This is a genomic window from Pseudomonas fluorescens (assembly GCF_040448305.1).
Taxonomy (GTDB): Bacteria; Pseudomonadota; Gammaproteobacteria; order Pseudomonadales; family Pseudomonadaceae; genus Aquipseudomonas; species Aquipseudomonas fluorescens_BH.
The window spans coordinates 4,624,896-4,649,382 of the sequence record NZ_CP148752.1 but is presented as its reverse complement, the minus strand read 5'-3'; the positions used below and the strand labels follow the sequence as shown (position 1 = coordinate 4,649,382).

The 24,487-nt window shown below is 61.1% G+C and carries 21 protein-coding genes; 7 read left to right on the top strand and 14 right to left on the bottom strand.

What is annotated here, in order from left to right:
* The first annotated feature begins 394 nt into the window (after positions 1-394).
* From WHX55_RS21105 to WHX55_RS21095, 3 genes are all read left to right on the top strand, one after another.
* Positions 395-1,042 (top strand): hypothetical protein, encoded by a 648-nt coding sequence (locus WHX55_RS21105; protein ID WP_150758959.1) that lies wholly within the window; start codon positions 395-397, stop codon positions 1,040-1,042.
* Positions 1,043-1,292: 250 nt separating this feature from the next.
* A complete protein-coding gene (locus tag WHX55_RS21100) occupies positions 1,293-3,332 on the top strand; it encodes an NADPH-dependent 2,4-dienoyl-CoA reductase (protein WP_353741231.1) in 2,040 nt (679 codons plus the stop codon).
* A gap of 69 nt (positions 3,333-3,401) precedes the next feature.
* Complete coding sequence (locus tag WHX55_RS21095; protein ID WP_353741230.1) at positions 3,402-4,328, top strand: pyridoxal-phosphate dependent enzyme; 927 nt, start codon at positions 3,402-3,404, stop codon at positions 4,326-4,328.
* 137 nt (positions 4,329-4,465) lie between these two features.
* Here WHX55_RS21095 and WHX55_RS21090 read toward each other — a convergent pair whose 3' ends face one another.
* The 3 genes from WHX55_RS21090 to WHX55_RS21080 all read right to left on the bottom strand — a co-directional run bounded on the left by WHX55_RS21090 (position 4,466) and on the right by WHX55_RS21080 (position 7,363).
* Positions 4,466-5,026, bottom strand: a complete 561-nt coding sequence (locus WHX55_RS21090) for a cytochrome b (protein ID WP_353741229.1) — start codon at positions 5,024-5,026, stop codon at positions 4,466-4,468.
* A gap of 244 nt (positions 5,027-5,270) precedes the next feature.
* Positions 5,271-6,098, bottom strand: a complete 828-nt coding sequence (gene phnX / locus WHX55_RS21085; RefSeq protein ID WP_353741228.1) for a phosphonoacetaldehyde hydrolase — start codon at positions 6,096-6,098, stop codon at positions 5,271-5,273.
* A gap of 155 nt (positions 6,099-6,253) precedes the next feature.
* Positions 6,254-7,363, bottom strand: coding sequence for a 2-aminoethylphosphonate--pyruvate transaminase (locus WHX55_RS21080; RefSeq protein ID WP_353741227.1), 1,110 nt, complete (start codon positions 7,361-7,363; stop codon positions 6,254-6,256).
* A gap of 109 nt (positions 7,364-7,472) precedes the next feature.
* Here WHX55_RS21080 and WHX55_RS21075 point away from each other — a divergent pair, with 109 nt between their 5' ends.
* Positions 7,473-8,336, top strand: a complete 864-nt coding sequence (locus WHX55_RS21075) for a LysR substrate-binding domain-containing protein (protein ID WP_150753023.1) — start codon at positions 7,473-7,475, stop codon at positions 8,334-8,336.
* Between the two features lie 121 nt (positions 8,337-8,457).
* Here the strand turns inward: WHX55_RS21075 and WHX55_RS21070 are convergent, their stop codons facing one another.
* Entirely contained in the window at positions 8,458-9,330 is an 873-nt protein-coding gene (locus WHX55_RS21070; protein ID WP_150758954.1) for a LysR family transcriptional regulator, read from the bottom strand.
* A gap of 268 nt (positions 9,331-9,598) precedes the next feature.
* Between WHX55_RS21070 and WHX55_RS21065 the strand changes: the two genes are divergently transcribed.
* Complete coding sequence (locus WHX55_RS21065; protein WP_150758953.1) at positions 9,599-10,924, top strand: MFS transporter; 1,326 nt, start codon at positions 9,599-9,601, stop codon at positions 10,922-10,924.
* A 70-nt stretch (positions 10,925-10,994) separates the two neighbouring features.
* On the top strand, positions 10,995-12,386 hold the full coding sequence (locus WHX55_RS21060; RefSeq protein ID WP_353741226.1) for an FAD-dependent oxidoreductase: 1,392 nt from the start codon (positions 10,995-10,997) through the stop codon (positions 12,384-12,386).
* Positions 12,387-12,389: 3 nt separating this feature from the next.
* Here the strand turns inward: WHX55_RS21060 and tssI are convergent, their stop codons facing one another.
* Positions 12,390-13,811, bottom strand: a complete 1,422-nt coding sequence (gene tssI, locus WHX55_RS21055; RefSeq protein ID WP_353741225.1) for a type VI secretion system tip protein TssI/VgrG — start codon at positions 13,809-13,811, stop codon at positions 12,390-12,392.
* A 226-nt stretch (positions 13,812-14,037) separates the two neighbouring features.
* Between tssI and WHX55_RS21050 the strand changes: the two genes are divergently transcribed.
* Positions 14,038-14,742 carry a YebC/PmpR family DNA-binding transcriptional regulator gene (locus WHX55_RS21050; RefSeq protein WP_008051121.1) on the top strand — a complete coding sequence of 235 codons (705 nt, stop codon included), beginning with the start codon at positions 14,038-14,040 and terminating at the stop codon, positions 14,740-14,742.
* A 135-nt stretch (positions 14,743-14,877) separates the two neighbouring features.
* On the opposite strand, the gene WHX55_RS21045 is transcribed toward WHX55_RS21050, so the two are convergent.
* From WHX55_RS21045 to WHX55_RS21005, 9 genes are all read right to left on the bottom strand, one after another.
* Positions 14,878-16,191 carry a leucine-rich repeat-containing protein kinase family protein gene (locus WHX55_RS21045; RefSeq protein WP_353741224.1) on the bottom strand — a complete coding sequence of 438 codons (1,314 nt, stop codon included), beginning with the start codon at positions 16,189-16,191 and terminating at the stop codon, positions 14,878-14,880.
* A gap of 125 nt (positions 16,192-16,316) precedes the next feature.
* The gene (gene zapE / locus WHX55_RS21040; protein ID WP_353741223.1) at positions 16,317-17,441 is read right to left on the bottom strand and encodes a cell division protein ZapE; all 1,125 of its coding nucleotides are present in this window, start codon (positions 17,439-17,441) and stop codon (positions 16,317-16,319) included.
* 280 nt (positions 17,442-17,721) lie between these two features.
* Complete coding sequence (locus WHX55_RS21035; protein WP_353741222.1) at positions 17,722-18,768, bottom strand: ABC transporter substrate-binding protein; 1,047 nt, start codon at positions 18,766-18,768, stop codon at positions 17,722-17,724.
* 18 nt (positions 18,769-18,786) lie between these two features.
* Positions 18,787-19,902 (bottom strand): FAD-dependent oxidoreductase, encoded by a 1,116-nt coding sequence (locus WHX55_RS21030; RefSeq protein WP_353741221.1) that lies wholly within the window; start codon positions 19,900-19,902, stop codon positions 18,787-18,789.
* Positions 19,899-21,254, bottom strand: coding sequence for an FAD/NAD(P)-binding oxidoreductase (locus tag WHX55_RS21025; protein WP_353741220.1), 1,356 nt, complete (start codon positions 21,252-21,254; stop codon positions 19,899-19,901). Before WHX55_RS21025 ends, WHX55_RS21030 begins: the two co-directional genes overlap by 4 nt.
* A 47-nt stretch (positions 21,255-21,301) precedes the next feature.
* Positions 21,302-21,592 carry a (2Fe-2S)-binding protein gene (locus WHX55_RS21020; RefSeq protein ID WP_223444668.1) on the bottom strand — a complete coding sequence of 97 codons (291 nt, stop codon included), beginning with the start codon at positions 21,590-21,592 and terminating at the stop codon, positions 21,302-21,304.
* A 7-nt stretch (positions 21,593-21,599) separates the two neighbouring features.
* Positions 21,600-22,394 (bottom strand): ABC transporter permease, encoded by a 795-nt coding sequence (locus WHX55_RS21015; protein WP_108219103.1) that lies wholly within the window; start codon positions 22,392-22,394, stop codon positions 21,600-21,602.
* 6 nt (positions 22,395-22,400) lie between these two features.
* The gene (locus WHX55_RS21010; RefSeq protein WP_353741219.1) at positions 22,401-23,270 is read right to left on the bottom strand and encodes an ABC transporter permease; all 870 of its coding nucleotides are present in this window, start codon (positions 23,268-23,270) and stop codon (positions 22,401-22,403) included.
* Entirely contained in the window at positions 23,267-24,292 is a 1,026-nt protein-coding gene (locus WHX55_RS21005) for an ABC transporter ATP-binding protein (RefSeq protein WP_353741218.1), read from the bottom strand. The genes WHX55_RS21010 and WHX55_RS21005 overlap by 4 nt, the downstream gene beginning before the upstream one ends.
* Between the last annotated feature and the right edge of the window lie 195 nt (positions 24,293-24,487).

Sequence of the window (24,487 nt, the reverse complement as noted above, 5' to 3'; positions counted from 1 at the left end):
TTGTGGTGGGGCATAGAGTGAAAGTTGGCTCATTACTGTCGCTTCAGGCGCACTTGCGCTACGCACCGTTTGTCGGTGGTTTGCTCAAGAAATGAACATTGGAGCGTCTGTGGCCTCTGATTCCTAAGCACGTCAGTCATGACCTGCCCCTGCAGTCGAAAAAAAGAAGTGGAAGTTGAATCTCAAGTGCAGTGAATGCACATGGGGGGTATCTGAAACTCATGGAGGTGATAAACCAGCCAGTCATTGATTTGCCAGGCGAGTCAATGAGGTTAACAGTGCCGAGTCCATGATTTGGCTTATCTTTTAGAAGTAAGGTCGTACAGAATTTTTAATAATTAAAGATTCTGTCAAGTGGTCGATCCGTACTCTCGAATAAGGTGGAGAAAATACCGTGGCGATAAATACCATTATGAGTCTGCTGGAAAATAAAGAATTCCTGGAGTTTTTGCGTCTGGGCGTTATTTACGTTCATTTGGTGGCGTGTTGTGTGGCCATCGGTTTGGTGTTGACCAGTGATGTCGCTATGGTTAGAAACCTGTTAAGGCGAAAAGTATTCGTTGAGCATGATAATGCTCACATGGAAAGTCTTCAAAGATCTGTCATCGTTTCACTAATAGCGCTGTGGATAACTGGCATCGCTGTCGTCGGTATCGATTACCTGGAAAAAGGTGTCGAGTACTTTATGAATCCAAAGCTTCAAGCCAAAGTCATTATTGTCGCGTTGCTGAGTTACAACGGCGTCCTGTTGCATCGCATGGTACTGCCAGCACTGCAAAAGGTAGGCTCCTTGCTCAATCTCGGGTTCAGTGCACGAATGCTGGCGTTGGCCTGCGGCTCGTTATCGGCAGTGTCCTGGATGTATGCCGCCATGCTGGGTGTCGGACGTCCTTTGGCCTGGAAGTATTCCCTTTCCGAACTGTTGATGGCTTATCCGGTACTGATTGCGCTGGGGTTCCTGACGATGCTGGTGTTGACCCAGCGAGCGAAACATCAGGACGACTACGTTGCGCCTGCGCGGACCGTAGCAAGCGCATGTTAAGCCGGTTCTGCGTGTAAACCTTGCGGGCTTGTCCAGAGTCCGAAAGGTAGCGACCTTCCTGGAGCAGGTTTCAACCCGGACCTGCACCGGAAGGTCGTTTTAGTTTTGAGTTGTAGCTGCTCACTTCGATCATTAAGTTGTCAGTTATGGTCATTGAGCGACAGCGTCGTGACTCTTAGTCTGTCGAACATGACTGATGGGGGCCGTAGAGCTTCCGCACTTTCCGTGATCGCTCGATGTGGAGTTACCGATGACCGCCGCTCAATACCCGCACCTGTTGGCTCCGCTGGACCTGGGTTTCACCACGCTGCGCAATCGCACCCTGATGGGGTCGATGCACACTGGCCTTGAAGAGAAACCGGGCGGCTTCGAGCGCATGGCGGCGTACTTTGCCGAGCGTGCCCGTGGCGGTGTCGGCCTGATGGTCACCGGCGGTATCGGCCCGAACGATGAAGGCGGCGTGTATTCCGGCGCGGCCAAGCTGACGACCGAAGAAGAAGCGCTGAAACACCGCATCGTGACCCGTGCCGTGCACGACGCAGGCGGCAAGATCTGCATGCAGATCCTCCACGCCGGTCGTTATGCCTACAGCCCGAAACAGGTTGCGCCAAGCGCGATCCAGGCGCCGATCAACCCGTTCAAGCCCAAGGAGCTGGACGAGGAAGGCATCGAGAAGCAGATCAGCGATTTCGTCACCTGCTCGGTACTGGCACAAACCGCCGAGTACGACGGCGTGGAAATCATGGGTTCGGAAGGCTACTTCATCAACCAGTTCCTCGCGGCCCACACCAACCACCGTACCGACCGCTGGGGCGGCAGCTACGAAAACCGTATGCGCCTGCCGGTGGAAATCGTTCGTCGCGTGCGTGAAGCGGTCGGCCCGAACTTCATCATCATTTTCCGCCTGTCGATGCTCGACCTGGTCGAAGGCGGCAGCACCTGGGAAGAGATCGTGCAACTGGCCAAGGCCATCGAGCAGGCCGGCGCGACGATCATCAACACCGGTATCGGCTGGCACGAAGCGCGGATTCCGACCATTGCCACCAAAGTGCCGCGCGCGGCCTTCAGCAAGGTAACGGCCAAGCTGCGTGGTTCGGTCAATATTCCGCTGATCACCACCAACCGCATCAACACCCCGGAAGTGGCCGAGCAGATCCTGGCCGAGGGCGATGCCGACATGGTGTCCATGGCGCGGCCGTTCCTCGCCGACCCGGATTTCGTCAACAAGGCCGCTGAAGGCCGCGCCGATGAAATCAACACCTGCATCGGTTGCAACCAGGCCTGCCTCGACCACACCTTCGGCGGCAAGTTGACCAGTTGCCTGGTCAACCCGCGTGCCTGCCACGAAACCGAACTCAACTACCTGCCCGTGCAGCAACTGAAGAAAATCGCTGTGGTCGGTGCCGGCCCGGCCGGTTTATCCGCCGCGACCGTGGCCGCCGAGCGTGGCCATCAGGTGACGCTGTTCGATTCGGCCAGCGAAATCGGCGGTCAGTTCAACATCGCCAAGCGCGTTCCGGGCAAGGAAGAGTTCTTTGAGACCATTCGCTACTTCAACCGCAAGTTGCAGACCACCAACGTCGAGGTGTGCCTGAACACCCGCGTCGACGTAGCCGGGCTGGTCGAGGGCGGCTACGACGAGATCATTCTGGCCACCGGCATTGCGCCGCGCCTGCCGGCCATTGCGGGGGTGGAAAACGCCAAGGTGCTGAGCTATCTGGACGTGATCCTGGAGCGCAAACCGGTCGGCAAGCGCGTCGCGGTGATTGGTGCCGGTGGTATCGGTTTCGACGTCTCCGAGTTCCTTGTGCATGAAGGCGTCGCTACCAGTCAGGATCGCGCCGCGTTCTGGAAGGAGTGGGGCATCGATACACACCTTGAAGCGCGCGGCGGTGTTGCCGGTGTCAAGGCTGCGCCCCATGCCCCGGCCCGCGAGGTGTTCCTGCTGCAACGCAAGAAATCCAAGGTCGGTGATGGCCTGGGCAAGACCACCGGCTGGATTCATCGCACCGGCCTGAAGAACAAACAGGTGCAGATGCTCAACAGCGTCGAATACCTGAAGATCGACGACGAAGGCCTGCACATCCGCATCGGCGAAACCGGCGAAGCTCAGGTGCTGCCAGTGGACAACATCGTGATTTGCGCCGGGCAGGATCCGCTGCGCGAGTTGCATGACGGTCTGGTGGCGGCGGGGCAGAGCGTGCACCTGATCGGCGGTGCGGATGTCGCGGCAGAACTGGATGCCAAGCGGGCGATCAATCAGGGTTCGCGGTTGGCGGCGCAGTTGTAATCCACATCGTTTGGGTTCACACCACAAGTCGGCTGTTAAGATGCCGGATCTTTCCATAGATCCGGCATCATGCTTTCTCCTCCAGACAATTGGCTTCTTCAAGCCCCCCTCGACCCCCTTTACCTCGACTGGCTGACTCAAGCCGGCATCGAAGTGGCGATCCTGCGCCTGGACCAGATCGACCCGCTGATCAGCGGCAACAAATGGTTCAAGCTCATCGAACACCTGAAAACCGCCGACCGCCTGGGGGCCGAAGGCATCATCAGTCTCGGTGGCGCGCACTCCAATCATCTCCACGCGTTGGCGGCAGCGGGCAAGCGTTTCGGCTTTTCCACCGTCGGCCTGTTGCGCGGGCATCCTCAGCAAACCCCGACGGTCAAGGACTTGCAGGCGTTCGGCATGCAGTTGCACTGGCTGGGCTACGCAGGCTATCGAGCGAGGCATGAAGCGGGCTTCTGGCAACCCTGGCAAACCCGCTATCCGACGTTGCATCCGGTGCCTGAAGGGGGCGGTGGTTTGCCTGGCGCCCTGGGTTGCATGCAATTGCGGGCCAGCGTTTGCGCGCAATTGGAGGGCTTGGGCTGGAGCGACTATGACGGCTGGTGGCTGGCCTGTGGAACCGGCACGACGCTGGCCGGCCTGGTGCTGGGTGAAGCGGGGGATCATCCGGTGTACGGCGCCCTGGCAGTGCCTGATGACCACGGGGTAGCGCAGCAGGTCGAGAGAATCGTGCAGGAAGCGGGTGTGGTCGATGCGGCGTATGAGCTGTTCGAGGCCAGTCGCGGCGGGTTTGCCAAGGTTGATCCGCTGCTGCTCGACTTTATCGAACAGACAGAGCAGGCGGGAAATATTCCACTGGAGCCGCTGTATACCGGCAAGGCACTCATGGCCCTCAAGCAACAAGTCGAGGCGGGGAAGTTCGCCCGGGGCACTCGGCTGATATTCGTCCACACGGGCGGCTTGCAAGGGCGGCGGGGGTTCAACTCACAAGTCTGAAAGTCACCGAAAACCAATGTGGGAGCGAGCCTGCTCCGGGCGGCGTTCCGACGATGGCGGTATATCAGTCGACAAATGCGCCGAATGCAACACCCTCATCGCGAGCAGGCTCGCTCCCACATTGGAATTCATTGGTCTCAGGTATCGCGGTTCACCCGCTTGGGCATCATCCGCAGCAAGGTGTTATCGCCCACCACATAATGGTGATACAGCCCAGCCACGGCATGCAGGCCGATCAGCCAATAGCCGATAGTGCCGCCGAGTTCGTGCCAGCCCTGGAGTTGTTTGGCCAGGTCCTTGTTTTCCGCGATCAGCATCGGCAGGTCGACACCGTAGAACATCACCTGATTGCCTTTGGCGCTGGTGACCAGCCACCCGAGAATCGGCGTGACGATCATGAAAATGTACAGCGCCCAGTGCATCAGCCTGGCCAGCGTCGTTTGCCAGTGCGGTGAGGCCGGGAAGATCTGCGGCGCCGGGCCGAGGCTGCGGGCGAACAATCGCAGCCAGACCAGAACGAATACGGTCAGGCCGAGCATGAAGTGTGATTCGACGATCAGCGTGCGCCCGCCACTGCCCTTGGGAAAGAACCCGCGAAACTCGATACAGGCGTAAACCAGCACCAGCAGGACCAGCATCAACCAATGCAGCGCGATCGATACGGTGCTGTAGCGCGACTCGGAGTTTTTCCACGGCATACGGTGTTCCTCAGAGGTCCGGTTTAAAGCCACCGTTCTTGTCCGACGGTGTGCTCTAACTGTAATCCTGTTTCACCGGGTTTGCCTGAGGCGATTGGTCGCTGGATGCTCGAATACACGGAAAAAAACCTGTAGGAGCGAGCCTGCTCGCGATGGTCGTCAACGATGACGCTGGCAGCCTGACACCCAGCGGTGTCCTGGCGTTCATCGCGAGCAAGCTCGCTCCTACAGGGAGTTGCGTTTTTTAGCTCGACTGCGGCATTTCACCGTTGGCCAGGCGCCTGTTGATGTCGGCGATCACTTCCGGCAGATCAGTGATGGTGTCGATCATGTAGTGCGGGCGCGAACCTTCGAACATTGCGTGGATGCGCTTGCGCTCGCTGTCCAGTTGGTCGCTGCCCAGGGCGCGATAACCTTCGTAGTCCAGGCCCAGGGCGTTACCGGAGCAGATCAGCGCGACGGTCCACATGCCGGCGCGGCGACCCTCGAGAATGCCCGGCACGGTGTCATCGATCTTCACGCATGCGGCGACATCGTCAATGCCCAGGGCGATGACGTTGGCCAGCGCCTGGGCGGGCCATGGGCGGCCATTCGGGACTTCGTCGGTGGCGACCACGTGATCGGCGACGTAGCCGTTGGTGGCGGCCAGTTCGACCACTTTGTCCATGACCTGCTTCGGGTAACCGGAGCAGGAACCGATCCTGATCCCTTGCTGGCGCAGGTTGGCGATGGTCTCCAGCGCCCCCGGAATCAGCGCCGAGTGTTCGGCGATTTTTTCGATCTGCAGCGGCATGAAGCGTTGGTAAATCGCCGTGACGTCATCGTCGGTCGGCGTGCGGCCGAACACTGCGCGATAGCGTTCGGCAACTTGCGGCTGATCGCACAGGGTGCGGATGTGGTCCCACTTGCCCATGCCCATCGGGCCACGGGCCTCTTCGATGGACACCTGGACGTCGAACTCGGCGAAGGCCTCGACGAAAATCTGCGTCGGAGCGAAGGAGCCGAAGTCGACCACGGTGCCGGCCCAGTCGAGGATGGCGGCTTGCAGTTTGGTTGGGTTGGAGTAGTTCATGGCAATTAAATTCCTGTAGAAACTGACTATTGGAGAGCAGCTTTTACTGTGGGAGCGAGCTTGCTCGCGATGGCGGTCTTTCATCCAGCATGTGTGTCGACTGACCTGGCCTTATCGCGAGCAGGCTCGCTCCTACAGGGGGATTGCGGTGTGGATCAGATTTCCAGCACTTCCATCTCACGCAACACTTCAGCAATCGCCGCCACCGCTTCGCGCATTTCGGCGGGTTGGACATGGCCGATGCAGCCGACGCGGAAGGTTTCGACCTGGGTCAGTTTGCCGGGGTAGAGGATGTAACCCTTGGCCTTGACCCGTTCGTAGAATTCCTTGAACGCGTAGCGCGGATCTTTCGGGGCGTGGAAGGTGGCGATGATCGGCGCCTGGATAGCCGCCGGCAGGAAGCTGCGCAGCCCCAGTCTGCCCATCTCTTCCATCAATGCCTGGCAGTTGGCGGCGTAGCGTTCGTGCCGCGCCGGCAAGCCGCCTTCTTCGTTGTATTGCAGCAGGGCTTCGTGCAGCGCCGCGACCACATGGGTCGGCGGGGTAAAGCGCCACTGGCCGGTCTTGGCCATGTAGGCGTGCTGGTCCTGCAGGTCCATCGCCAGCGAATGCGAGTTACCGACGGCGTTGGCCAGGGACTCTTTGCGAGCGAAGACAAAACCCATGCCCGGCACGCCTTCCAGGCATTTGCCCGAGGCGGCGATCAGTGCGTCGAACGGCACTTGTTGCGCATCCACTGGCAGGGCGCCGAAGGAGCTCATGGCGTCGATGATCAGGCGCTTACCGTGTTGCGCAATGACCTGGGCGATCTCTGGCAGCGGATTGAGGATGCCGGTGCTGGTTTCGCAGTGAATCAGGGCAACGTGGGTGATGTCTTGATCGGCACGCAGCAGGCGGTCGACGTCGGCGGCGGTGGTCGGTTCGTCTTCGGCGGTTTCGAAAGTGCTGTAGGAGCGGCCGAGCACTTCACAGATTTTCGCCAGGCGTTTGCCATAGGCGCCGTTGATCAGTACCAGAATCTTGCCGTCCCGAGGCACCAGCGTGCCGATCGCTGCCTCGACCGCGAAGGTGCCGCTGCCTTGCAAAGGCACACAGTGGTGGGTGGCGGCGCCGTTGATGATCGCCAGCAGTTGCTCGCAGAGGCTGGCGGTCAGTTGATTGAAACGGTCATCCCATGAACCCCAGTCAACCATCATTGCCTGACGGGTGCGGGCCGACGTGGTCAACGGGCCGGGGGTGAGCAGGATGGGTTCGGCAGTACTCATTCTCGTGTCCTCGCAATCGATGGGATGAAGCGTTGGTGCCTAAATTGCAATTTGCCGTGTTATCAATCAAATTGTTTGTTGTTATGCCAGTCATCAGTGAGGGTTATTAATGAACCTGTTTCAGCTGCGCGCCTTCGATGCCGTGGCCCGGGAAGGCAGCTTTACCCGGGCGGCGGCGCGGCTGTTCATCAGCCAGCCGGCGGTTACCGGGCACATCAAGGCCCTTGAGGAGCACTACCAGATCACCCTGCTGCGCCGCACCGCCCGACGCGTGGAACTGACAGAGGAGGGCACCAAACTGGCGGCAATCACCCGGGCGATGTTCGGCCTGGCCGAAGAGGCGCAGGTGATGCTCGAAGCCAACCGGCAATTGCTGACCGGGCGCCTGGAGGTGGCGGCGGATGGTCCGCACATGGTCATGCCGATGCTCGCCAGCCTGCGGGCGCGTTATCCAGGGATCACGGTGAACCTGCGCCTGGGCAACGCCCAGGAAACCCTGGCGGCGTTGTTGTCCGAACATGCCGACGTGGCGGTGCTGACCGAAGTCGAGCCGCGCAAGGGCTTGCATCTGCAGGCGCTGAACGAATCACGGATTTGCGCGCTGGTGCCCGATGGGCATCCTTGGGCGCAGAAAACCAAAGGCGTGCAGCTCAAGGAGCTGGATCAGGTGATCATGGTGCTGCGCGAACCGAGTTCGATTACCCGGCGCACCTTCGATGAGGCGTGCGCCCAGGCCAAGGTCAATCCACGGGTGTTGCTGGAACTGGACAGCCGCGAAGCGGTGACCGAGGCGGTGGCCGCCGAACTGGGGGTGGGGGTGGTGTCGTCGGTGGAGGTCAGCCACGACCCGCGGGTGGCGGCGGTGCCGATCATTGGCGAGGGGTTGGTGAATCGGCACATGATCGGGTGCATGGAGCGGCGACGGGATTTGCGGTTGATACAGGCGTTTTTCGGGTTGGCGCCTGCCAGGTAGATCGAGTCGCCTGCATCGCTAGCAGGCTAGCTCCCACAGTGGTCCTGTGTTGCCTGCATAATCTGTGGTCAACGCAAATCTCCTGTGGGAGCTAGCCTGCTAGCGATGGGGCCGGGCCTGCTTATACAAGACTCTCGCGCACCATCTCCAGAAAAGTCGCCACCACCCGCCGCGAACTCTGCTCGCGCAAGCACACCAATGTCTCGGTCAGCCTGCGTTTGCAATCAGTAATCGGCAACGCACACACCCGCGAATCCGCACCAAACTCGGCAGCCGACACAACGCCCACCCCAATCCCGACCACCACCGCCTCTCGCGCCGCCTCCCGACCTTCAACCTGAATTGCCGGGCGAATGCGGAACCCGGCACCGGCCATTTCCTCCTCCAGCGTCTGCCGGGTCACCGAACCGATTTCCCGCAACACCAGTGGCGTGTCATCGAGGTCCGCGAGGGTGATGGATTCGCGCTCAGCCCACGGATGATTACGCGACACGAACGCCACCATCGGGTCGTTACGCAGGGGCAGGGAAATCAGGCGTTCATCGCTGACGTCACGGCCCAGCAACGCCAGGTCGGCCTGATAGTTGAACAGTCGAAACAGCGATTCATCGGTGTTGCCGGTTTCGATCTTCACGCTGATCCCAGGGTAGCGTTCGCAGAATCGGGCGATCTGCGGCAGCACGTGGATCGGTGCATCCACCGCCAGAATCAGGCTACCGGTCTGCAGGGCCTGGGAGTCCTGAAGCAGTTCCTGGGCCTCGGCTTCGATGACAAACAATTTCTGCGTCACGCCGAGCAGGCGCTCGCCCAGATCAGTCAGGCGCACGGAACGCTTGTTGCGGTGAAACAGCAAAACCCCGTAGCGCTCTTCGAGTTTGCGCACCTGGTCGGAAATCGCCGGTTGCGTCAGAAACAGGCGCTCGGCGGCCTTGGTAAAGCTTCCATGCACCGCCACGGCATGGAAAGCTTTGAGCTGGGCGTGGGACACCGACATGGGAATCTCCAGTAACAAGCTGAGCTTATATTTGAAATACGATAAATCGATTTCACTTATTAATCAGTAATTGTTTTTATCCACCTCAGCCCCGCTGACTGGTCAGTCGAACAGCAGCGGGTGCCATGAGCCTGTGCGTGCAACTACAGGACTCATCTGACCGGTATTCGCCGTAGGGACAGGGCGATATCGCAGTGCTCAACAATAAAAACACAGGCGTTTTCTTCCAATTCTGCCGGCACACTCACACCCTGAGGTCAGAACCACAATGAACAAGCACATCGGCACCATCAAGCGTTGGCGCGTGCAGATCTTCGCGATCACCTGGCTCGCCTACGCCGCGTTCTACTTCACCCGCAAAGCCTTCTCGGTCGCCAAGCTCGGTATTGGCGAAGACCCGACCTTCATGCTCGACAAAATGACCATGGCCAACCTCGACGCCATCTACCTGACGGCTTACGCCGTCGGTCAGTTCACCTGGGGCATCCTGGCCGACCGCTTCGGGCCGCGGGTGGTGGTGCTCGGCGGGTTGGTGATTTCCGCCGCCGCGGCGCTGGTGATGGGCAACTTTGCAACGATACCGATTTTCGCTACCTGCATGCTGATACAAGGCCTGGCGCAGTCCACCGGTTGGTCGGGGCTGTGCAAGAACCTCGGCAGCTTCTTTCCCTCCGAACAACGCGGACGGGTATTGGGCCTGTGGAGTTCCTGCTACGCCTTTGGCGGTCTGGTGGCCTCGCCGTTTGCCGGTTGGTGGGCGTACACGCTCATTGGCAGCTGGCATGCGGCGTTCATTTCCAGTGCGGCGGTGGTTGGGCTGGTCGCCGTGCTGTTTTTTATTTTTCAACGCAACAAACCGGAAGACGTCGGCTTGCCGGCGGTGGAGCCGGAGCCTGAGCTGACCGCCGAACAGGCCGACGCGCAAAGCAAAATCAGCATGTGGGAGCCGTTGAAGGAAATCCTGCGCAACCGCACCGTGCTGGTGCTGGGGTTGGCGTACTTCATGCTCAAGCCGGCGCGTTACGCGATTCTGCTGTGGGGGCCGGTGATCGTCTTCGAGCAGATGCCCTCGGTGGGCAAGGTCGGCGCGGCGATCATTCCGACCGCGTTTGAACTGGCCGGGTTGCTCGGGCCGATCCTGATTGGCCTGGCCTCGGACAAATTGTTCGGCGCCCGGCGCATGCCGGCCTGCGTGATCAGCCTGTTGGCGCTGACGGTGTCCCTGGCGTTTTTCATGGGCGCCCTGCATACCGGCAGCGTGCTGCTGGTGGTGGCACTGCTGTTCGTCATGGGCCTGACCCTCTACGGGCCGGACTCGATGATCAGCGGCGCGGCCGCCATCGACTTCGGCACCGCCAAGGCCGGCGCCACGGCAGCCGGTTTCGTCAATGGCTGCGGCTCGGTCGGGGCGATCCTCGGCGGGCTGCTGCCGGGCTACTTCGACACCGTTACCGTGTTCATCGTCTTCGCCGGCTGCGCCATGTTCTCGGCGCTGGTGTTGATCCCGCACTGGAACAGCCGCCCCGGTGGCCTGGGTACTCACTTCGCCTACGTACCCAATAAAGCGATGACCATCAAACCCCTGCGTACCTGAATCCTGTCCCTCGTCGCCTGCTGCACCTGCGGCAGGCTGGCGTGTGGGCCACTGACCGGAGATTGACCCCATGAGACCCTTTTGGCTGGACCAGGCCTTGAAGGCTGATGCATCCGAAACCTGTCCGCCACTGGAAGGCGACACCCGCGTCGACGTGTGTATCGTCGGCGGTGGGTACACCGGGTTGTGGACCGCGATCATGCTCAAGGAGCAGAACCCCGAGCTCGATGTGTTGCTGATCGAAGCGGACATCTGCGGTGCCGGGGCCAGTGGACGCAATGGCGGTTGTGCGTTGTCGTGGTCGGCCAAGTATTTCACCCTTGAGCGTTTGTTTGGCGTCGAAGAAGCCGTGCGCCTGGTCAAGGAGTCCGAGCGCAGCATCCATGCCATCGGCGCCTTCTGCGAACAGTATGCGGTGGACGCCGATTACCGTCTCGACGGTACCCTCTACACCGCGACCAACCGCGCTCAGGTCGGCTCGACCGACGCTGTGATCGCGGCGCTGGAGCGCAACGGCATCAACTCGTTCACCCAGCGGCCGGTGGCCGATGTGCAGCGCATGGCCGGTTCCAGCAAGCACCTGGAAGGCTGGTTTTCCCCGGCCGCGGCCAGTGTGCAACCGGGAAAACTGGTGCGTGGCTTGCGCCGGGTAGCCCTGCAACTGGGGGTGAAGATTCATGAAAACACCGCGATGACCGGGTTGGAGGAGGGCCGGCCGGCGGGTATTCAAACCCGCAACGGCACCATTCGTGCCGACCGCGTGGTGCTGGCGATGAACGCCTGGATGGCCCGGGCGTTCCCGCAGTTCGAACGTAGCGTGGCGATCGTTTCCAGCGACATGCTGATCACCGAGCCTCGACCGGACCTGCTCAACGACATCGGCTTGACCAGCGGCGTCACGGTGCTCGATTCGCGGATTTTCGTGCACTACTACCACAACACCCCGGACGGCCGGATCATGCTGGGCAAGGGCGGCAATACCTTCGCCTATGGCGGGCGCATGCTGCCGGTGTTCGATCAACCTTCGCCTTACGCCGGTTTGTTGCAGAACAGCCTGGCGGATTTCTTCCCGGCGTTTGCCGACGTCAAGGTCGAAGCGACCTGGAATGGTCCGTCGGACCGTTCGGTGACCGGGCTGCCGTTTTTCGGACAGATGAGCGCCAGTGGCAATGTTTTCTACGGTTTCGGCTACTCCGGCAGCGGCGTCGGGCCCTGCCACATGGGCGGGCAGATTCTGGCATCGATGGTCCAAGGCCTGGACAACCCCTGGACCCGTTCGCCGCTGGTCAACGGACCGCTGGGCTTTTTCCCGCCGGAGCCGATTCGCTACATCGGCTCGCTGATGGTGCGCAACGCCATCCGCCGCAAGGAGCGCGCGGAGGATCACGGGCGTCGGCCACGGCATCTGGACGTGCGCCTGGCGAAGTTCGCCGCGGCGGCCGGCAAGGCTGACAAGGGCTGAGCGTCAGGGCGCAAAGTCCGAGCGGGTGAGCAGCCAGTCGAACAGTAGGCGGGTATCGCCACGGGGTTCATGCGGACGAGGGCGGCGAGGTTGTGGCCGAGGGCCCATGGCCGTACAGAGCACCGGGCGGTCCGGGTCACTGTCGAGGAAAATCACCAGTACCTCGCTGCCAGCCACGGGCAAGCGGGCCGGATCGATCCAGTCCTCGGCGGTGGTCAGCGCCAGCGGTAGCCACAGGCCGTCGGACGCCTCTGCGGCTGATGGTGTGGCGGGCCAGAGGTTCACCTGAACCCGGCCATCCTCGTCCACTGTCGCCGGTTGCCCGATCGGGCCGCACACCTGGCCGGGCTGATACCCGGGGATACTCGGCCTGGGTTGTTTGAGCGCTGGCCTGAACACGGTCGACCAGGGGATGGCGCTGAATTGATTGCGGTAACCCGGGGCCATGTCGGGTGTGTCGTCGAGCAGAATGGATGAATGACGACCCTGATGGCGGATTTCGGTGACCAGCCATTGATCATTGAAATTCGCCAGCGGGTGCTCGGCCACCTGCAGGATCCAGCCACTGCGTAATGCCCCCTGGTTGCTTTGACCGTGGATCTGCAGGTGTCGACAGCGCAGGCGTTCCAGTTGTCGACGGCTGAGCTGGTCGCGATGTTGTTGTTCGCCAGCGAGACAGTGCCTCGCCGTGGCGAACGAGTGATTGGCTGCGCCTTCGCTGATGTCCGCTGCACCCGGATTCCTGGCGCCTGGGCGCACAGGTGAGAGCGGGGCATCATGGCGCTGGAACAGTTCGCTGATCACAGGTTCGCGGTGTTCGCCGAGGGCGTCGCTGCTCATCGACATGAGCAGTGGTTCCTGGGGAAAACTCAGGCTGTCATCGGCCAGCACCAGCACATGGCCGTTGCGTTGATGCTCGAAGTGATAGTGGATGCCTTCTTCCTCGCACAGCCGTTGCAGCAGCGCCAGGTCGGTTTCTTCGTACTGAATGCAAAAAGGTCGCAGGGGATAGTGCCCGGTTGCCAGTTCAAAGCGATAGCTGCCGGCGGTCAACCCATGCTCCTCCAGCAACTGGCGCAGGATCATGGGCACGCTGGCACGCTGGAAAATACGTCGGCATCGTTGCTGTTCCAGCGACTGGACACGGGGCACCAGCACCAGTCTGTAAGCGACCCGGTACGCGCTTCGATGTTCACAACTGGCGCTGTGCAGCACGCCATGAATGCCTTGGTCGTGGCCGAATTCGAGGAACGCCGGTTGTTGCAGTAATTGTTCAAGGTTCAGGGCCGGTGCCAGCCCGATAACCTCGATGTCGAATCGATAGGGCTGGTTGAGTGCTTCATGACCACTGAACCGGACCACCTGAAAACTCAGGTCGTCGTCGAGAAGCGTCAGGGTGGTAGGACTTTCCTTGTCGTTGTGCATCGAACACGCTGCTGCCGTGGAATTAGGGCGCAAAGCGTACGAAACCCCAGCGCTTTGCGGGCATCGCAAATCGACATTTCAGAATCGCCCTACAACCGCTGGTGAAGATGTCGATGCAAGTCGGGATTTTTTGGTCGATTGCCAACTTTAGGCCGTATAAACTTGTGCAAAGCGTCGGCCAAAAGATGTCTCGGCGCCACAGATGCCACAGATAAGAGAGTGAGAAATGGGCGCACAGTGGAAGGTTAAACACAAAGAAGCGGCAGCCAATGCCAAGGGCAAGATCTTCGGCAAACTGGTGAAAGAAATCACCATTGCTGCGCGCAATGGCGCTGATATTGCTACCAACGCGCACTTGCGCCTGGTGGTTGAACAGGCCAAGAAAGCTTCGATGCCCAAGGAAACACTGGATCGCGCCATCAAGAAGGGCGCGGGCCTGCTGGGCGAAACCGTGCAGTACCATCGCGTGACCTATGAAGGGTTCGCCCCGCATCAGGTACCGTTGATCGTTGAGTGCGTGACCGACAACATCAACCGCACCGTCGCCGAGATCCGCGTGGCGTTCCGCAAGGGCCAGCTGGGGGCATCCGGTTCGGTGGCCTGGGACTTCAACCACGTCGGCATGATCGAAGCGTCGCCCGACACCCCGGACGCCGATCCGGAAATGGCCGCCATCGAAGCCGGTGCACAGGATTTCGAGCCGGGTGAAGAGGGTGCAACCCTGTTCCTGACCGAGCCGACCGACCTCGACGCGGTACAGAAAGCCCTGCCGGAACAAGGCTTCACCGTGCTGTCGGCCAAACTGGGCTACCAGCCGAAAAACCCGGTCAGCGGCCTGAGCGATGAGCAGATGGCGGAAGTCGAAGCGTTCCTCGAAGGCCTCGATAACCACGACGACGTGCAGGACATGTTTGTCGGCTTGGCGGGTTAAGTCTTTGTGTCAAGACGGCTCTGTTGTCTGGCAGGCCGTCATCGCGAGCAGGCTCGCTCCCACAGTTGACCGAGTTGCCTGGTCGGGCGCGATCTAATGTGGGAGCGAGCCTGCTCGCGATTGACCGCGCAGCGGTCACCAACCATTCAATTCCTGAACGATCTCGTCAAAACCAGGCCGCGCCAACACTTGCGGCTGACAGCAACGCTGTTCCAGATCTTCCAGCACCCTCCGCTGTTCAGCGCTCAGACCCGAATCAACCCGCTCCAGCAATTCCCCCAACAACACCCCGAACGCCCGCACCTCGATCCGTTGCAAGGCACGGCTTTCCAGGCTGTCGGAAATCCCGTGGAACGACGCCGCGCCAAAATCCCCCAGCAAGCAGTCACCCTGTTCATTCCACAGAATATTATGCCCGTAGAGATCGCCGTGGGTGATGCCATGGCCGTGCAAGTGTTCGGCCACCGAGGCAATGCCCGAGGCAATGCGCAGCGCCACCGCCGCACTGAAACGCAAGTCATCGGGGTAAATGTCGCGGCTGCATGATGCCAGGCTCGGCAGGCTGGCGAGGTTGCGAAAACTCGGCGGGATCAACTGCATGACCAGCCCGGCGGTTTGCTGCGGGTGATCGACAATCCGCCCTTCGACGCGAATCAGGTTCGGGTGCAGGCCGGCGGTGATGCAGGCGTTCATCTCGTGCAGCGGTGAGCCATCGCTGGTCATTTCGCCCTTGTAGAGCTTTACCGCAACGGCCATGGGCGGCTGGTCGGCCGGTTGCCAGACGGCCTGATGAATCACCCCGGACGCCCCTTCGCCGAGTTTTTTCTCCAGGTGCAATGCCGACCAGTCAATGCGCGGTGTGGCGCCGAGGGCGGCGGCATCGGCTTCGGTTTCCAGCGGGTTACCGGCATAGGCCAGCCAGGTCAGGCTCGGCAGCGTCAGCAGCCATTGTGGCAGCTCGGTAAGCTGGTTGGCGGCGATGCGGATCAGTTCCAGTCGATGACAATTGCGCATCGACTCCGGCAATGCCCGCAGGCGGTTACCGGCAAGCATGAGCTTTTGCAGGTATGGCCGCTCTCCCAACTCGCTCGGCAGCGTCTCGATGCAGTTGTCGGTCAGGATCAGCCAGCGCAGCAGCGGTGGCAGTGCCGCTGCGGGCACGTGGGCGATACGGTTGGCCTTGAAGCCGATCATCGTCAGTGCAGCGCATTGGCCCAGGCAGGCCGGAAGCTCGGTGAAGCGGTTATCGGAACAGAACAGCACGCGCAAACGGGTCAGGCGATGCAAATCCTCTGGTAGCGCGCTCAGAGCATTGCCGCTGAGGTTGAGCACTTCCAGCGAATCCGCCAGATCGAAGATCTCCTGGGGAAACTCGGTCAGGCCTTCTGCCAGATCCAGCCGCGTGATGCCCGACAACTCGCCGGCGCGCAATTGAGCAAGGGTATGCATGAGCAGATTCGCCATTAACCAAGGGGAGGGCGCGGGGCCCCGGAAATGCGCGACATGATACCGGGAAAGATGTGGGAGCGAGCCTGCTCGCGAAGAGGCCATTCAATACAACAAAAAAATATCGCTTATGCCGGTTCGCTGACTTCTACCAGTTGCCCCAATCGGCTGCGGGTGCGCGCCAGATCAATGGCATCGCCACCCAGGCTTTCGCGCAATGAGTGCTGCCCGAGCAATGTCAGGTGCTTGTCCTGGTCGTACAGCACGTCGATGAGATTGATAAAACGCTGCTGGGCGGCAATCGTGCAATCGCCCAGCAGTGGCAGTTCATCGATAATCCAGCAGTCGAACTGGCGGCACAGCTCCAGATAATCCATCACCGCCGTGGGCTGATCGCACAACTCGGTGAAGGTAAAACCGATGCCGCGCCCTTCGCACAATTGCGCTCGCAAGTGCCGGGTGCCAACCGGCAACGAAATCGGCATGGTATTGCGCTTGGGCAGGTTCAGCGATTGTCGCTGCGCCACGCTCGCCGGCCAGACGTAGTGACCTTGAGTGAACAACTGATGCGCATGGGTCCGGGCCTGGCTGCGATAGTCGTGCGGCCCGCCGACTTCCATCACCTGCATGCGCGCATGGATCAAGTCGATCACCGGTTTGAAGCGTGCGTGATACAGCGGATTGGGCAGCAGGCCTTCGGGCGGATAATTGGAGGTCACCAGCAACAGGATGCCGCGCTGGAACAGTGCCTTGAACAACCGGGTGATGAGCATCGCATCGCCGATGTCGTGCACATGGAACTCATCGAAACACAGCACCCGGCAATCGCTGAGCAGTTCATCGAGGGTGATCGCCAGGGCGTCGGCCTGTTCGCGGTGCTCAAACATGCCCTGATGCAGCTGGGCGAAAAACTGATGGAAGTGCAGGCGTTGTTTTTGCGCGAGGGGAATGGCCCGGAAAAAACCGTCGAGCAGCCAGCTTTTGCCGCGCCCCACGGCACCATGCAGGTAAAGACCCGGAAGGGGTTTCGCCGCAGCACCCATCAGCATGCAGGCATGCCGGGTCATGCAGTCGATCACCCGCTGTTGGCTGTGACTGAGGGTGTAGCCCTGGGCATGGGCCTGTTGGTGAAAGTAGTCGTGGATGACTTGGCCTGCCGCAGCGCTGCCAGCAGCCGGTGCCTTGCCGAGAAGGCGACGCAACGTTTGCCAGCGCGATTTGATTGGCGAACGGTTGGGCGGTCGAACGGCCACTGGGATATCACCTCTGGTGTGCGGGCAGGTTCTTTGTGCTGCGGCGGCATAGTGTAACCAGAGCAGGGAATCTGCTTCCAGCGGTGTCGGCATATCCGGGCGCCGTCATTGGGTTCTAAAGGAACACCGCAAACCCTGTGGGAGCGAGCTTGCTCGCGATAGCGGTCTGTCAAGCAACATCTCAGTGATTGTCAGGCCGTCATCGTCGGAACGCCGCCCGGAGCAAGCTCGCTCCCACAAGGTTATGCCAATGTCCAGGCCACTGTGCCTGGCCAGTGACCTAGCGCTCGATACTGCGGTTCCATCGCGCACTCCATGCCGGACGTTGTTCGTTGACCTGATCCCAATCCACGGCAATCGCCGTATCGAGGTACTGTTTCATGGCTTCGACCTGACCATGGGTTCGCTCGGTGGTCGGGGTGTTGGGGTTGGACGGAATCTGGTCGCCATCCTCGAGTGCGACGGCCTGGGCTTCGGGGGTCAGCAAGAAGGCGGCAAGTTTTTGCGCCAGCTCCGGTTGCGTGTTGTTGGCGATTGCGCATTCGGCGACGTTGAGTACCACGGCGCCTTCCTTCGGCTGTGCGTATTCCACTGGCATGCCCTTGAGCTTCAGAGCCGTCACCTGGGTGGGCGTCAACGGGAACAGCGCCGCTTCGTCGGTCTGAAGCATTTCGGAGATCTTCGCCGAGCTCGGAATGTATTCCAGCACGTTACGCCCAACGGTGTTCGGCCAGGCCTTGAAACCAGGGTCGACATTGGTTTCAGTGCCGCCCTGAATCCGGTTGAACATCAGGAAACCGTGCAAGCCGAACGTCGAAGAGGCCATTGACTGGAACACCAGTTTGTCCTTGAAGCGCGGGTCGGCCATGTCCATCCAGGAGGTCGGCGCGCTCCAGCCTTTTTCTTTGAACAGCCGGGTGTTGTATGCCAACCCGGTGACCCCCAGGCTGACCGCCACGGCCTGGTCCTTGATCCGTCCCTTGGCCGGAATCTGTTCCAGCGTCGGGCTGTCTTCGAGTTTGTCGCACAGGCCCATGGAGATCGCGCGGTACATGATGCCGTCGTCGAGGAACATCACGTGCATCTGCGGGTTGCCCTTGCTGGCCTGGACCTTGGCCAGGATATCGGCTGAAGTGCCCGGCACGATCACCACTTTGACGTTGTTCGCCTTCTCGAAAGCCGGCAGCACCTTGTCGGCATAGAGCCGCTCCATGGTCCCGCCGTTCATGCCCAGATAAAGTGTCGGCTCGGCCTGGGCCTGAGTGACCGTGAGCAGAGCGCTCACGCAAGACAAACCGAGCAGTGCACTGCGTTTGACGTTATTCATTGGCGCGACCTTCCTCTATCAAGCTACGGAGATGGAGTGAAACCGGGTGATGGAAAACGCATCCAGCGACGTCTTTGACGCGCCGCTACAGATGATTTCGGTGAGCGCCTGGCCCACCGCGGGACCGATCTGGAAACCGGCGCCGGCAAAGCCGAACGCGTGCAACAGACCGGGTTGGGTACCACTGTGGCCGATCACCGGTTGGCGATCGGGTAGATAACCTTCGGTGCCGCTCCAGGTACGAATCGCCTGGGCACCTTCAAGAAACGGATAGAGCTCGACGGCCTGGCGGAGTATTTCCAGCACTGCGCCTTGACCGGGGCGGGCGCGGGCCTCGTCGAGGGCAAAGCCCTGGCCGCCGCCCAGTACGCAATTTCCCCGGGTAACCTGACGGGCATAAATACCTCCGCCCTCGACGCCGGTGCTGGCATCCATCACCAGCGGCAACGGTTCGGTGACCAGCATCGCCGGGTGACCTGAATACATCGGCACCGGTTCGCCGAACTGCGTGGCCAGGCTGCCGGCCCAGGCTCCGGCGCAGTTCAACAGCCAGGGTGCACGCCATTCCAGGCCAGTTTGCGTACGTACACGAAATCGTTGCCCGTCATGTTCTACAGCGCTCACCGCGCATTGTTCGTAAACCTGCGCACTCTGTTGCCGCGCCGCCCGAGCGAACGCCGGAGACACCAGGCGCGGGTTGGCGTGACCATCGTCAGGGCAATAGGACGCGCCTGTCGCCACGTCTCCAACCCACGGAAAACGTGCGCGCAATTGGGTTCGGTCGAGCACTTGCAGATCGAGACCGAAACCCCGACTGCTATCGGCATAGTCCTGCAGGGCTTGCAGATCGTTGAGGCTGCGGGCCAGTTTGAGGTGACCGCTACGCTGGTATTCGCCGTCGATGCCGATCAGTTGTGGCAACTGCGCCCAGATTTCGTGGGCCTTTTGCGACAGTGGCAATTGCGCCAGGGGACGACCCTGACGCCGCACACCGCCGTAGTTCACGCCGCTGGAATGTGAGCCGCAAAAATCCCGTTCCAGCAGCGCCACGCGCCGGCCGGCCCGACTGAGAAACAGGGCGGCGCTTGCACCAACAATGCCACCGCCAATGATGACTGCATCGACCTCGCTCAAGGCTCGATCTCCAGGCCAAACGGCAGCGGTTTGATCGGTGCTTGGGCGCGCAACCGGCCGATATCGGACACGGCGCGCTGGCTCTGGCAGGCAATGATTTCTGCTGCTGCGGCACCGCACATCCGACCCTGGCAACGACCCATGCCGACACGACAATGAGCCTTTACCCGGTTTATTTCCCAATGACCTTCGCGCACCACGTCGCGAATATCCCCGGCGCGTACTTCTTCACAGCGACAGACCATCACGTCATCGGCGAGACCCGCGGCCCAGTTGTCGGGAAATGTAAAGGCGCGTTCGAGGCCCTGACGAAATTCGCCAATGCGTTCCAGGCGGTGTTCCAGTTGCGCAGGGCGCTGCGCCGGAATCAGGCAACCCATATCTTCGAGCAATGCCAAAGCGGCGCGCTCACCGGCCATTTCCGCCGCGTCCGCACCCATGATACCGGCGCCGTCGCCCGCCAGATAAACCTCGGCGACACTGCTGCGGCCCGCACGGTCACGCTGGGGCAGCCAGGCGCGATTGAGCGGGTTCCAGGCGAACTCACAGCCGAGCAGATCGGCCAGTTGGGTTTCACTGCGCAGGCCGTGAGCGAAGGCCACCGCGTCGCAGTCGAGTGAATGGTTGCCCTTGGCGTTGGACCAGAACAGCGATTGCACGCGTTGCTCGCCGTGGATGGCTGCCAGTGTCGCGCCTTGATGCACAGAGATGCCGTGCGCGGTCAGCCAGCCGCGGTAATAAATGCCTTTGGCCAACGTGGACGGTTGCGCCACCAGTCCGGGCAGGGCGCGAGCTTGTGCGCTGAAGGGTGAGCTGTCGAGCACCGCGACCACGTTGGCGCCAGCCTTGGCGTATTGATAAGCGACCAGGTACAGCAACGGGCCGCTGCCGGCAAACACCACGTGTTCGCCGATGGCGCAGCCCTGGAACTTCAAGGCGATTTGCGCCGCGCCGAGGCTGTAGACCCCCGGCAATGTCCAGCCCGGTACGGGCAGAATCCGGTCGGTGGCGCCGGTGGCGACGATCACCCGGGAGAACTCCAAGCGTGCTGCGCGGCCGTTCTGCAAGGTGTCGAGGGCGCCGTCTTCGGCATTCCACACCAGGGTTTCGGGGCGGTAATCGATTAGTTCGCGCAGTGCGTCAATCGTCTGATGCAGCGCATTGGCTTTGCCTGCTTCAAAACCATACAGCTTGACCGGCGATCGTTTGAAATTGGCCGGTTGACGCCGATAAATCTGCCCGCCGCCGCGTGCGGCTTCGTCCAGCAGCACCGGACGCACGCCATGGGCAACCAGCGTTTGTGCCGCACGAATGCCCGCCGGACCGGCGCCGACGATGACCACAGACTTCATACTCTCATCCCCACAAGGGATTCGGTTTCTGCAGATGGAATGTTTGTTCATAACGATCGCCCCGGTTCGCGACAGACCTGCTGCCCGGCTTCGAGCAGCGTCGAGCAGGCGCGCACCCGGCGGCCATCGCCCAGTCGCACCCAGCAGTCCTGACAGGCCCCCATCAGGCAGAAGCCGGCGCGGGGTTCGGCGCTGAAGTCGCTGCCGCGCAGGTGTTCGCTGCAAGTCAGCACGGCGGTCAGCACGGTATCGCCGAGCAAACCGCTGGCGGGATGGCCGTCGAGGGTAAAGTCCAGGGCCGGGCGGTCAGCTTCGGCCAGTCGTTTCAGCAGAGCCATGGCGCCCTCATTGTTTACCCACCAGAACCCGATCCAGGCCGTAGACCCGATCAAGCAGAATCATCGTCAGCGCGGTCAACGCAATCACCAGTGCCGACACCGCCGCCATCATCGGGTCGATGGATTCAGTGGCGTACACGTACATGCGCACCGGCAGGGTTTGTGTGGCCGGCGAGGTGACGAAAATCGACAGCGTGACTTCGTCGAAACTGTTGATGAACGCCAGCAACCAGCCACCGGCCACCCCCGGCAGAATCATCGGCAGGGTGATCTGGCGGAACAGCGTGAAGCGCCCGGCACCCAAGGATTGCGCGGCGTGTTCGGCGCTGCGATCCAGGCCAATGGCCGAGGCCAGCACCAGACGCAGCACATACGGTGTAATCACCAGCACGTGGGCAAAGATCAGCCAGACGAAGCTGCCATTGACACCCAGCAACGCAAACAGGCGCAGCAACGCCACACCGAGTACCAGGTGCGGAATAATGATCGGCGACAGAAACAGGCCGTTGAGAAAGTCTCGACCGGGAAACTCGAATCGGGTGATCGCCAGCGCGGCGGGCACCGCGATCAGCGTCGCCAGGGTGGCGGCACTGAACGCTAGGATCAGGCTGTTGTAGAACGCATCGACAAAATCGGCACGCTCGAACACCGCGCGAAACCAGCGTAGAGAGAACTCCGTGGTCGGCAGGCTCAGGGTGTTTTCCGGAGTGAAGGCCACAAGGCAAACCACCACCAGCGGCGCCATCATGAACAACACCACCAGGGTATGAAACAGCAGGGCGAAAGGACCGTTCCTGGACATGACGAATTATCCCAATGACTTCTTGTAGCGGCCTTCGATCATGCGATTCCACGACAGCATGATCAGCAGGTTGATGAGCAGCAGAGCCACGGCAATGGCCGCGCCCATGGGCCAATTGAGTTCCGACAGGTACTGGTCGTAGATCAGCGTGGCAACCATCTTCAGCCGACGACCGCCGAGTAGTCCGGGGATCGCGAAAGAACTGGCGGCCAGGCCAAACACGATCAATGTGCCGGACAACACACCGGGCATGACCTGTGGCAGCACGACCTGGCGAATTACCGTGAAGTGACTGGCGCCCAGCGACTGCGCGGCTTGTTCGGCGGCGGGATCGAGTTTCTGCAGCGAGGTCCAGACCGGAATGATCATGAACGGCAACATCACATGGACCAGCGCAATCACCACCGCGAACGGCGTGTAGAGCAGCTTCATCGGTGAGCCGCCGAGGGCTTGCAGGGTCTGGTTGACCAGGCCGTCGGCGCCGAGCAACAGGCTCCAGCCGAAGGCGCGCACCACCACCGAAATCAGCAGCGGAGTGAGGATCAGAATCAGAAAAATCGAGCGCCAGGGGGTGCCCATGCGGCTGAGGATGTAGGCCTCGGGCACGCCGATCAGCACGCAGAGCAATGTGGTCAGGGCGCTGATCCACAGGGTGCGCAGAAAGATCTCGTAGAAATACGGATCGCCCAGCAGGTTGCTGTAGTGCTCGACGGTGTAGGCGTCGCCGTTGATCCCCGAGTTGTAGTCAAAGACGTTGAATGACAGCACCAGGGTCAATCCCAGCGGGATGATCAGCAAACTGAGGTACAAGGCCAAGGCCGGTGCAGACAGCCAATACCCCTGGCGTCCCTGGCGGGTGGCGGTGATCGTACTCATGCTGGCACCTCGTCGACACTCAGCACTCGCAGCAGCGCCGCGTCCCAGTCCAGACCGACTGCAGTGCCTTCGTTCAACGGTGCCGAGCCATCGTTGCGGCGCACCACGCAGAGTTCGCCCAGGCTTGTCCCGACGCCGTACAGCCATTGGCTGCCGAGGAAAAACCGACTGACGATCTTGCCTTGCAAACGACCGTGGCCAGCATCGCGCAGATCGATTTTTTCCGGCCGCAGGCTCAGGGTCAGATCGCCATTGCCAACACTGCACACCTGAACCATACCGGCACCATTGCGCTCGCCGGGCAACAGATTGGCCTTGCCGACGAATCCGGATATGAACTCGGTGCGCGGGTGTTCGTAGAGGGTGTAGGGCGCGTCGATCTGGGTGATGCGCCCGGCCTGCATCACCACGACACGGTCGCTGATGGACAGCGCTTCCGACTGGTCGTGGGTGACCATCAGCGTGGTGATTGCAACTTCGCGCTGGATGCGGCGGATCTCGAATTGCATCTCTTCGCGTAGATTGGCGTCGAGGTTGGACAGTGGTTCATCCAGCAAAAGCACCGGCGGCTGAATCACCAGGGCGCGGGCCAGGGCGACGCGCTGGCGCTGGCCACCGGAGAGCTCCCGCGGGTAACGCTCGGCGTGCTGATTCAGGCGCACCAGTTTCAGTACCCGGTCGACTCGCTGCTGGATATCAGCGTTCGGCACTTTGCGCATGCGCAGGCCGAAGGCGACGTTGTCCTTGACGGTCATGTGCGGGAACAGTGCGTAGCTCTGGAACACCACCCCCAAACCCCGGCTGGCGGGTTTGGCGTGGGTGATGTCGCGGCCATCGAGCACGATGCGCCCGCTGGTGACTTCGACGAAGCCGGCAATCATTTGCAGGGTGGTGGTCTTGCCGCACCCAGAGGGACCAAGCAAGGACACGAATTCACCTTTCTCGACCGAGAGGTCGGTGGCGACGACGGCGTCGATTTCGCCGTAGCGTTTGCAGAGTTTTTCAAGTTGCACAAAAGCCATGACTGCGCTCCACCTGAGATTGTTATGCGTCACCCAAAGGCGCGCTTTTTTGTATGGGCAGATACGAAAAGATGTTGCCGGGGTGCGTGGCGCTCAACTTGAGTCGGCTGCCGCTGTTGTTCGAATCGCCCCTGTCTGGACGCAGAGTAGGACGAAGACTAGGATGGGCTCAATGGCCTATTTCACTGAGGCGAT